This is a genomic window from Allolucifera butyrica, assembly GCF_900476375.1.
In the GTDB taxonomy this organism is placed as follows: Bacteria; Bacillota; Negativicutes; order Sporomusales; family UPPP01; genus Lucifera; species Lucifera butyrica.
In genome coordinates, this window is record NZ_UPPP01000071.1 from 74,894 (window position 1) to 84,493 (window position 9,600).

The 9,600-nt window shown below is 42.0% G+C and carries 11 protein-coding genes; 2 read left to right on the forward strand and 9 right to left on the reverse strand.

The window, feature by feature from the left end; genetic code table 11:
• Nucleotides 1-6: 6 nt before the first annotated feature.
• From argF to LUCIF_RS11530, 3 genes are all read right to left on the reverse strand, one after another.
• Nucleotides 7-1,008, reverse strand: coding sequence for an ornithine carbamoyltransferase (gene argF, locus LUCIF_RS11520; RefSeq protein WP_122628042.1), 1,002 nt, complete (start codon nucleotides 1,006-1,008; stop codon nucleotides 7-9).
• 72 nt (nucleotides 1,009-1,080) lie between these two features.
• Nucleotides 1,081-2,343, reverse strand: a complete 1,263-nt coding sequence (gene arcA / locus LUCIF_RS11525) for an arginine deiminase (protein ID WP_122628043.1) — start codon at nucleotides 2,341-2,343, stop codon at nucleotides 1,081-1,083.
• 242 nt (nucleotides 2,344-2,585) lie between these two features.
• Nucleotides 2,586-2,819: a helix-turn-helix transcriptional regulator gene (locus LUCIF_RS11530; protein ID WP_122628044.1), complete on the reverse strand. Its 234-nt coding sequence runs from the start codon at nucleotides 2,817-2,819 to the stop codon at nucleotides 2,586-2,588.
• Between the two features lie 154 nt (nucleotides 2,820-2,973).
• Here LUCIF_RS11530 and LUCIF_RS11535 point away from each other — a divergent pair, with 154 nt between their 5' ends.
• Nucleotides 2,974-3,351, forward strand: coding sequence for a helix-turn-helix domain-containing protein (locus LUCIF_RS11535; protein WP_122628045.1), 378 nt, complete (start codon nucleotides 2,974-2,976; stop codon nucleotides 3,349-3,351).
• 141 nt (nucleotides 3,352-3,492) lie between these two features.
• On the opposite strand, the gene LUCIF_RS11540 is transcribed toward LUCIF_RS11535, so the two are convergent.
• From LUCIF_RS11540 to LUCIF_RS11560, 5 genes are all read right to left on the reverse strand, one after another.
• Nucleotides 3,493-4,650 carry a uracil-DNA glycosylase family protein gene (locus LUCIF_RS11540; protein WP_122628046.1) on the reverse strand — a complete coding sequence of 386 codons (1,158 nt, stop codon included), beginning with the start codon at nucleotides 4,648-4,650 and terminating at the stop codon, nucleotides 3,493-3,495.
• Complete coding sequence (locus LUCIF_RS11545; protein ID WP_122628047.1) at nucleotides 4,647-5,690, reverse strand: radical SAM/SPASM domain-containing protein; 1,044 nt, start codon at nucleotides 5,688-5,690, stop codon at nucleotides 4,647-4,649. The genes LUCIF_RS11540 and LUCIF_RS11545 overlap by 4 nt, the downstream gene beginning before the upstream one ends.
• Nucleotides 5,687-6,424, reverse strand: coding sequence for a thymidylate synthase family protein (locus LUCIF_RS11550; RefSeq protein ID WP_122628048.1), 738 nt, complete (start codon nucleotides 6,422-6,424; stop codon nucleotides 5,687-5,689). The genes LUCIF_RS11545 and LUCIF_RS11550 overlap by 4 nt, the downstream gene beginning before the upstream one ends.
• A 484-nt stretch (nucleotides 6,425-6,908) precedes the next feature.
• Nucleotides 6,909-7,457, reverse strand: coding sequence for a GNAT family N-acetyltransferase (locus LUCIF_RS11555; protein WP_122628049.1), 549 nt, complete (start codon nucleotides 7,455-7,457; stop codon nucleotides 6,909-6,911).
• Entirely contained in the window at nucleotides 7,450-8,550 is a 1,101-nt protein-coding gene (locus LUCIF_RS11560) for a hypothetical protein (protein ID WP_122628050.1), read from the reverse strand. Before LUCIF_RS11560 ends, LUCIF_RS11555 begins: the two co-directional genes overlap by 8 nt.
• A gap of 130 nt (nucleotides 8,551-8,680) precedes the next feature.
• Here LUCIF_RS11560 and LUCIF_RS11565 point away from each other — a divergent pair, with 130 nt between their 5' ends.
• Nucleotides 8,681-9,124, forward strand: coding sequence for an ASCH domain-containing protein (locus LUCIF_RS11565; protein ID WP_122628051.1), 444 nt, complete (start codon nucleotides 8,681-8,683; stop codon nucleotides 9,122-9,124).
• 122 nt (nucleotides 9,125-9,246) lie between these two features.
• Here the strand turns inward: LUCIF_RS11565 and LUCIF_RS27310 are convergent, their stop codons facing one another.
• Nucleotides 9,247-9,492, reverse strand: a complete 246-nt coding sequence (locus tag LUCIF_RS27310) for a group II intron maturase-specific domain-containing protein (RefSeq protein ID WP_122627561.1) — start codon at nucleotides 9,490-9,492, stop codon at nucleotides 9,247-9,249.
• Nucleotides 9,493-9,600 lie beyond the last annotated feature (108 nt).

Genomic DNA, 9,600 nt, shown 5'->3' on the forward strand with positions numbered 1-9,600 from the left:
GTATTCTTAGTTCCCCAGAGTGGCTACCAGGACGGCCTTAATGGTGTGCAGCCGGTTTTCCGCTTCGTCAAAGACGACCGAATGGACGCCTTCGAAGACTTCGTCCGTCACTTCCATAGCCGTTAAGCCAAATTTGCGGTGGATCTCTTTCCCAACTTGGGTGTTCAGATCATGAAAGGCGGGCAGACAGTGTTCAAAAATGACATTCTGGTTGTAGGTCAGGGCCAGCATGCGGCGGTTGACCTGATAAAGCTGCAATAAGTTGATCCGCTGCTCCCAGACCGCGTCCGGCTCGCCCATGGACACCCAGACGTCCGTGTAGAGCACATCGGCATTCACCACCCCGGCGGCAATGTCCGGGGTGATGGTGATTTTCGCGCCGCTCCCTTCCGCAAGCTGGCGGCACTGTTCGACCAGGCAGTCCGAGGGGAACAACCCTTCGGGGGAAACGATCCGGAAGTCCATTCCCAGTTTAGCCGCACCGATCATTAAAGCGTTGGCCACGTTGTTGCGTCCGTCGCCGACATAGACAAAGACCATTTGGTTGTAGGGCTTATGGAGGTGTTCCTGGGCGGTTAAAAAGTCGGCCAGTACCTGGGTGGGATGGTCGGCGTCGGTCAGGCCGTTCCAGACCGGCACGCCCGAATAGGCCGCCAGGTCTTCCACCACTTTCTGGTCAAAGCCCCGGTATTCGATGCCGTCATAGATTCGCCCCAATACCCGGGCAGTGTCGGCGATGGATTCCTTCTTCCCCATCTGGCTGCCCGTCGGCCCCAGATAGGTAACATGCGCCCCCTGATCGAGGGCCGCCACTTCGAAGGAACACCTTGTCCGGGTAGAATCTTTCTCAAACAAAATGACGATATTCTTCTTACTAAGCCGGGGCTGTTCCGTCCCGGCATATTTAGCCCGCTTCAGTTCCGCCGCCAACTCTAATAAGTAATGAATTTCCTTAGCGGAAAAATCCAGGAGCGTTAAAAAATTGCGGTTGCGCAAGTTAAAAGCCATGTTTTATCTCTCCTTCTCCCTTTCCAATCTCCACTTTCCAAATTCCAATATCCAACATCCAATTCCCGAATTTCACGCGTCGTCCCGCACCAGAGGCATGCTCATGCAGCGCGGACCGCCCCGGCCCCTAGACAGTTCCGACGAGGGAATGACGTGGAGCCGGATGCCGTAACTCTCCAGAATTTTATTGGTCACATGGTTACGGGAATAGACGACCACTTCCCCCGGCGCAATGGCCAACGTGTTGGCCCCGTCGTTCCATTGTTCCCGGGCGGCGTGGATGGGGTCGCCCTGGCCGCAGCGAATGAGCATAACTTTCCGATCTAAATACCGTTCCAGAATGTTCTCCAGTTTTTGGTGCAGCGGTTCGATTTTGAGCCGCACCGCGCCGGTGCGGTCCCGCCAGGGCGTCATGGCATACACCGTCAGCGGCCCTTCAATTCCGGCATGGATGGTGAACTTGTCGTAATCCACCATGGTAAACACCGTGTCCAGATGCATGAAGGCCCGCGACGCGGGGATATGAAAGGCCAAAACCGTTTCAAAGCTGGCCTGGTCGGCGAACAGCCGCTGGCACACTTTCTCCACCGACGCCGCGTCAGTCCGCTGGGAAATGCCGATAGCCAAGACTTTGTCATTTAAGATCAGCTCATCGCCGCCCTCCAGGGACGTACTCTCTTCCCGCTGGAACCAGCAGGGAATATGGGCCCCCTGAAAGCGGGGATGATGAGCAAAAATCGTTTGGGCAAACAGCGTCTCCCGGTTGCGGGTCTGGGTCCGCATGTGGTTCAACGTAATGCCGTTGCCGATGGTGGCAAAGGGGTCCCGGGTAAAATACAGGTTGGGCATGGGATCACAAACAAAGGGATAGCCGTCGTGAACCCGGTCGGACAGGGTGCTTTCCTGATAGCTGGATAGCTCGTCCCGCCGGACCCCGGCCATCATCTTAGTGATTAGCGAGGGGTTATCGAAGCCGGTGAAATAGTCTGCTAAAGCACATCGCAGGCGGTCATTCTCAATCCCCGCCTCAGCGATGAACTGCGCAATAAATTCGTGCTTAACCCGCTCGTCGGTCAGCGCCTCCGCGGCCAGTTGTTCCAGGTACAGCACTTCCACCCCGTTCCCTTGCAAGACCGAAGCGAAGTAGTCGTGTTCGGTTTGGGCCACTTCCAGATAAGGGATGTCGTCGAATAAGAGCCGCGCCAACAGGTCCGGCGTCAGGTTTTCCACTTCCGGCCCGGGCCGGTGCAGCAGCACCGACCGCAGCCGGCCAATCTCCGAGGTAACATGCAGGCAGTCTTCCGCTGCCTCTGGTTTGCGTATTGCATTCTCCATAGGTATCCATCCTTTCGTTGGGACTCTCTCCCTCAGTAAAGCTTCGAGGATTCATTCCCGGCAAAGAATTTCTGGACAAGGATTATCACTGTACTTTTTTGTCGTAATTATGAAGAAGATCATAGTAATAACTATTGGTATAATCTACATAAGAGGATCTCTCACAGGATATATCCAGCTAGGACTCAAAGGCATTCAACTCCCCCTTTGTTCTTAAAAATGGACTGCTAATCAAAGTTTTATCAAGGAGAATCCCTTTGTTTTATTTGCTTCATATTGAAGCCATCAAGATCAAAAAAAATACTTTCTGGAGATACTTTAAGGGTTTTAGCTATTCGTTTAGCTAACCCGTAATCAGGATTTCTTACCCCATTTTCAATTAATCCATAAAAGCTTCGTGATATCCCTAGTATTCTTGCAATTTCAACTTGTGTGAGTCCAACATTCTCACGTGCTATAGCCAACTCTTTCCTCATTTTAACACCTCCTTTTTTGCTTCTTTTTGAAGCAATTTCATATTCACATTATAATGCTTCATTATGTAGCTGTCAATCAATTTTGCAACATTTAGAAGCAAATTATTTTATTGCTACTGTATGTAGCATATAATTATAGGCAGGAGTTGATTTTATGTCTCTTGGTGAACGGCTCGCCGCTTTACGCGAGAGCAAGGACCTTACTCAAGTTGAATTAGCACAACTTACAGAAATATCTCGCTCCCGCCTATCTTTATATGAAACAGATAAGCGTGAGCCGGATTTACAAACTTTAAAACAACTCGCAGATTTCTTTAATGTAACTCTTGACTATCTTGTTGGCCGCGATACCTCACTCTTCGTAACTAAAGAAGAAAAGATTCCCAACGATTTACTGGAATTTCTTAAACTACCTGATGCTCGGTTTAGCGGTATACTTTTGACCGAAGAAGATAAAGCCAAAATCAAGGCATCACTTAAAATTATATTTTGGGATACAAAACAAAAAACAGACGAAAAAAATCACAAATGATTTTTTTCGTCTGTTTTTTTATACTCCCGATGTTATTCTTTTCGTTAGCGTTGCGCTCGAAATACATAATTTGGGATACAAAAAAGAGGACGTGTGGCCTCATAATCCTAAAATACTATTCAGACGGTGTATTCTAGGAACTTACTCATGTCCTAAATTGTTGGGAACAAAAAAAGTGTTTTTGTGTATTATAGGTATATTGATGGTCTTTTTCCCTTTTGCTTCCTCTCGAAGAATATTCTTCATAGGCGTAGTGCGGTAAACTGCAGTCTTTATTTCTGCATTATTATAAGCTTTATATCTATTTAACACTTCCCAAATAACTTCTAGCTCTTTTTCCCCTAGTTCGGGCTTGAAGCGAGGGGACGGGCCTTTTTGAATCTGTGAAGTGCCGCTCTTAAAATGCTGATATATTTCCTTTCCATGTAGGTCTTTTATAGCTCTAGGTAATTGAGGCGGCCAAGGGCCATCCTGAAGGCGTAAATAGGTTTCCCCTGTGATGGATTGACCATAACGCTGAATGGCCGTGTAATCAATAAGGAAGACGAGTTTAGTTAGCTTAAAATATGATACTTCCCCAAGATAGTCAAGTAAGGAAGACACCACATAATGTAATGGTTTTAGTTTTGTCATTTTAGCTGAAGACAAAACATTGCGGATGTTTCGCGTGTTTTGCTTAGAGGCTAACACTCTAACTTTTTTAACAATCTTGTCAAGTCGAATAAAATCTGCAGTTTGTTTGGGAAAAGCGCGATGGACCATAGCACGTGGGCCGGGATGATAGAGAGGAACAAGTACCCGGTTATTCCACGGCAATAGACGTCCCACGGAATCTTTAAGTCCATATGCATGTGGTGTTATTAATTTCAGCGCATCTAATGCAGTTTTGCCGAGCGTCACAATTACTTCAGGATTAACAATATCAATGGTCATTTCTAGGTATGCGCTGCAATTGAAAAGTTCTTCGCGTGTGGGGGTCCCGTTATTCCCATCCTCATTTCTTGGATTGCAAAGTACCGCATTAGTAATAAATACGTCATTTCTGTTCCATCCGATATTGCCCAGTAGCTTTTCGAAGTTACTCCCTGTTTTATCGCCATAAAGCGGAATTAAGGTACGGTCAGCACCTAACCGCCCAGGAGCTTCCGCTATAAACATGACCTTTGCACTAATATTACCATTAAATTCGGACAACACCTTGTTTCGACAATTTAACCTTTCACAGAGGGTACAACTTTGAACGCTTCGCCATAATTCTTGCATTCTTCGGTCTTTATTAAAAGAATTAAAGTCAATCATAATATACCTCCTGTATCTTGCAAACACATAGGGTCGGGAACGTGGACCAGTTTGCCATATTCAATCACTTTTTGGGCAACACATCCAGACCCACAGCATGGCAAATAACCACAGGAAATACAAGGTTCGTTAAAAGACTCCCTTACATGATTTCTAACGGCGTTTAGAAAAGGTGACTTCTCCCAGCAATCTTTCAACGAAAATTTATCAAGACAGGAATATTCTGAGGTTCCGACAATTTCTTCGGCTTGAACTTGCTTAAATGCGTCACAAGGATGAATTCGCAGGTCAGGAAGAACAATCAGTCTATCCTGCCCTGAATAACAATGCGGATCATTACTTAGCCGTAAGAAATTATACGGAGAGCCAGTCCGTACTTCGTATCCGCTTTTGCGTAATGTCAAAATTAAATTACGAAGTTCGATATTCTGAAGCTGATTCAGCATATGCCTACGTAGGTTTGAACCTCGACCCTGAGGAACGAAACGTAATACGCTGACCTTTTTTACCCCAAGCGTCGCAGCAAGCTCGCAAATTGCTTGAAGCTCCATGTAATTATGCTTTAAAGGGACAAAATGAAACTCGGTTTCTAAACCTTGCGAGATGGCTTCTTTTGAAGCCTCCAAAGTCGAATCGAAACTACCTTTTTTCCGGGTAACCCATTCATGGACAGTTGCCCCAGCCCCATGAAGGCTAAAAATTATACGGTTTAATCCTAGTTCAGCTAGTACAGAAAGCTTTTTGCGAATATTGGGGACAAACCCTGATGAATAAATAGAAGTATACATACCAAAGTGGCTAGCCTGTTCGACAACTGTTTCGAGACTTTCCCAAAAAAGAGGTTCCCCACCTGAAAGAACAAGTTTCGAGACGCCCAGTCCATGGGCTTCACGAATAATCCTTTCACAATCATTCAAGGTCATTTCTCGGACGCATGATTCCCCAGCATCCCCAGAACAATGTATGCATTCTAGAGGGCAACGATGAGAAACTTCTATTTTTAATTCGTCCAAACGTAATTCGCCAGGCAGATAAATCATGTAAGTTCTCCTAAGAATTCTTTTAGTGAGACCTTATGCTTATCAACATAGGCGTGCGATGACACGCACGTAAGTGTTCCTGGCGTAAGGTGGGTTTCATTGGCCAAGAACCTGAGCAAATTGCAAAGCCCCCAATAATTTCCATAAGCCCGATGGAGAAAGTCATGGTTACGATAAGTACATAGCAAGTGCAACTTGTGCGAATCTTCTGCTGGCTCTAGTTGAACTTTAATACTAGCAAGGCAGGGCTGTCCAAGGGGCTTTTTGGTTTCCCCTCCTGGCTTATGAATTATTATGTGATAGGCTGCCTTGTAACGCCTTGCAGGACTACTATTTATAGAATTGATGATATTGAGCAACTGATTAACCGGTTTTGAACCAATGTCGTAATGTGTCATTCTTCGGAAATATGTACCCCAGCGATGACTAGCGGCTGGGTCAAGTTTATCGTACATACCCTTCGGCTTATTGTAAGCTTCGAATAAATCAATCGCATTGTTGTGTCTAGCATAGAGCTTATGCGGAAAGATGGTATAAGCAACTTCCTTAGGAGTGAACAATCCCAAGGAAGATTGCAAGTCCGTTACCTTGCCATGTAAGTTTTCATCAAGCAAGGCCGGATTCGTAATGTGGACTATCAAATTAAACATTTCCCAGGCCTTACCTCGCAAATGTTGGATGGCTCTCAGCCAGGCATTTTGGAATGAATCCTGAGTAATAAGCAGCGGTTCCAATAAAACGGCCTCCTTCAGAGCAAGGGGTAGCCGTGGTTCTTGTAACAATGCTAGTGCAAAAAAAAGGCGAAGGCTGGAAAAGCGTTTGTATGAGCCACTTGCATCGTAATATTACTGTAGTATTCTACAATTTTTAGATTAATCCTGGGTCAATAGCTTCTTGTATACGCAAAAAAGACGCGACAACGGTTCTCTTATCTTAAAGATTACACCTTTGCCGGAACCCAATGGGGAAGCAAAAAGTATATGAACATGAAACCCTTAGAAAATACCGACCTTGAGTCGGATTTTAATACTGACTAACATAGCTTACTATCGGATTGCAAACAAATTTGCGAAACTATCTTGACGTTACCAATCTTGACAGTACCCATTATTTTATCACCTCTATAAATTCTATTGTTTTTTACTGGCTATTCCGCCCCACGTTTCTATCCAAATAAAATACGCAAAAATATTTATAAATAAATATCTTTGCGTATTTTTAATTAACATAGTTTCCAAGAAGTGACGGATATACTATGTTTCCTGCATAAATGTTTTCAGAATATCCGGTACGATAACAGCTTTTAATGGCCCCGTGCATATGCAAACCAAATTTAGCTAAAAAAGATTGGAATTTTTTATTCTCCACCTTAAGTAACGTATCTTCAGCTATAGTAATTGACGTTTTTAAGGTTATTGATAAATCGCCAACATCTTTTATAACACTACTTATTAGCTCAGACCCAATTCCTTGTGATCTTATCTCTGGACTCAAATAAAAACTACAAATTTTATTGTGTTTGTAAGGATTATCCGAGATTTTTAAGATAGAAACTCCATAAATATTATTTAATCCCCCCTTTTGTATTACATATGAAATCCTTTGTCCATTTTTAACTTCAGGAATTACTTTTGAAAAATACCACTTCTTAAAACAAGGGTACTGTGGGCCAAAGATAGGAAACATAAATTCATACTGTTCTTCTAATAAATTAATTTTGCTCCCAAAATTATCTTTATCGATTTTATATATTCTGAATTTATCCATCTTTTCCACCTCCCCAATATCGCTTGAAAATATTCCGAAAAAAATACGGTGAAAATCTTATAAGAGCAATGATACTATAAATTAGGCTTGAAATAAATAGTACAATAAAAATATAATGTATAACATTGATAATGACCTTTATCCATTCCATAGAATAAATAGCATTTATTTTGTTTAAACCATCACTACCAAGTAGAATAGCTGATGAAAATACATTCACAAACACGCCAGATCTAAATTGCTTGATTGATTCTTTTTCTCTCTCGAAAGCAATAACCATGTTTGCAGTAGGATTAGATTCATCCAATTTCATCTTCCAAAAATATACTAATAACTGCTTTTTCAAGTTTTTAAGTTCCGGCATGTACTCAAGAAACCCATCAACTTCTAAAAATCGTATATATTCCATTCCTTTCTCATTGAGTGTTAGTTTAAAATCTAAATCTTGCATCATAAACACAAAAAGCTTTTCCACTTCCAACATGCTAGCTTGAATTGATCTTATTATATCCCTGGGTAATTGGCGAGGTTCATTAAAACGAAAATCAAAATAGATTTTATCGTTTACTCCACCATTATCAGAAACAAAGATATTGCAATATCGATTACTTTCATATCTAAATCGGATATACCAATTTGAATCTTCTGGGATTTCTTCCTTGCGTACAAAAGTCGGATCTATAACAATACTAATACAACTTTCATTTACTCTATTGATTTTAGGTTTTATTAGAATTAAAGGATTCTTATTAGCAAATTTTATTAAAGACGCTTCATCTGTGTCACTATTTTCATCTAGTGAACAATACTGTAAAACAGAATCGTTAAAGATTATCTGCATAGTTAATTTATTGTTTAATTTTGTATATAAATCTTCAAAAGCAACTTGCTCATCAATTAAAAAAGGAGTATAAAAGATTAATTCTAAAGGTTCATTTAGTAAAGATTTTTTTATATCAAGCTGAAAACCAACATCAACAATAATCTTTTTTTGTAAAAAAAGCCATAAATTAATATGTGCTTTTTTTATACTAACCTGATCTTTCTTTTCCTTTTGTTTTACGCAAATAGCAAAAGACCGAGTTTCCAGCATAATATCTCCTAATCTAACTCTATATTATACTATTGTATTCCTTAATAGTTTGTAAATCCCTTTAAAGGAATTGACGAATAATGCTATACTTAATTTAATTATATCAAATTTAAATGGGAGAATATAGATTATGTCTGAAAAATGCTTACTACTTTCCATTCACCCTGAATATGTATATAAAATATTTAACGGAACAAAAGCAATTGAATTACGTCGCACACGTCCCAAAATTCAAACAGGCGATTGGGTCGTAGTTTATGCCACGTCACCCCTTAAAGCCTTATATGGAATGTTGCAAGTTGAGAAAGTAATTACATCGACTCCTTCTATACTATGGGAAACAACTAGAAATGTTTCCGGAATTTCTGAAAAAAATTTCTTTTCCTATTTCCATAATACCAATAAAGCTTATGGTATTTTTATATCAAAAAAATGGGCATTGCCTAACCCGCTTTCGTTAGAAGAGCTTCGTCAAATTATTCCAGGTTTCAGGCCCCCCCAAGGATTTGCTTATTTAGATTCTAATTCGGAAATAATCCGAATCTGCAAAAGCCTTATAAATCGAATCAGCTAAGTGTCAAGGTCGATTAGAACGAGTCGGGTCGAGTAGAAACGCGCCTTGCGACGCGCAACCCTCACAGAACCGGACTTGCCCTATTAAGGCATCCGGCTCTTCATAGCAGCATTTACTTACGTCTAGCCATAGATATTTACATAGATTCTCGCGTTAACTAGCGGGAATCTCTCCTCGAGTTTTGCAAATCCTTCCCAAGTCAGGCTGTTCTTTTGGCTTCTACGATTGAGCACTTCAAGTATCTTGCGCCGTATGCGGTATCCAAACGCATGAATTCCGTTGCTGTTGTCGGTCACCCCATAGTAGCGGTAGTGCCCAGCCAGCTTGGCATTTATCTGCTTGATTAAGTCTCCTATCTCAGTGTGCATATTTTGATAGAGCCATTCAGCAAAGTATTTCAACTTCGCTCTAAATTTCTTCCGGCTGGTTGTCCTCTTGACGCGGAACTTTCCGTTCTGGCTTTTGCTACAGTAGTG

Excerpts from the sequence above, each read along its gene's own strand:
- LUCIF_RS11530 (WP_122628044.1), bottom strand. The coding sequence starts at position 2,819 with ATGAGGAAAGAGTTGGCTATAGCACGTGAGAATGTTGGACTCACACAA.
- argF (WP_122628042.1), bottom strand. The coding sequence starts at position 1,008 with ATGGCTTTTAACTTGCGCAACCGCAATTTTTTAACGCTCCTGGATTTT.
- LUCIF_RS27310 (WP_122627561.1), bottom strand. The coding sequence starts at position 9,492 with ATGCACACTGAGATAGGAGACTTAATCAAGCAGATAAATGCCAAGCTG.
- arcA (WP_122628043.1), bottom strand. The coding sequence starts at position 2,343 with ATGGAGAATGCAATACGCAAACCAGAGGCAGCGGAAGACTGCCTGCAT.
- LUCIF_RS11540 (WP_122628046.1), bottom strand. The coding sequence starts at position 4,650 with ATGATTGACTTTAATTCTTTTAATAAAGACCGAAGAATGCAAGAATTA.
- LUCIF_RS11560 (WP_122628050.1), bottom strand. The coding sequence starts at position 8,550 with ATGCTGGAAACTCGGTCTTTTGCTATTTGCGTAAAACAAAAGGAAAAG.
- LUCIF_RS11535 (WP_122628045.1), top strand. The coding sequence starts at position 2,974 with ATGTCTCTTGGTGAACGGCTCGCCGCTTTACGCGAGAGCAAGGACCTT.
- LUCIF_RS11545 (WP_122628047.1), bottom strand. The coding sequence starts at position 5,690 with ATGATTTATCTGCCTGGCGAATTACGTTTGGACGAATTAAAAATAGAA.
- LUCIF_RS11565 (WP_122628051.1), top strand. The coding sequence starts at position 8,681 with ATGTCTGAAAAATGCTTACTACTTTCCATTCACCCTGAATATGTATAT.
- LUCIF_RS11555 (WP_122628049.1), bottom strand. The coding sequence starts at position 7,457 with ATGGATAAATTCAGAATATATAAAATCGATAAAGATAATTTTGGGAGC.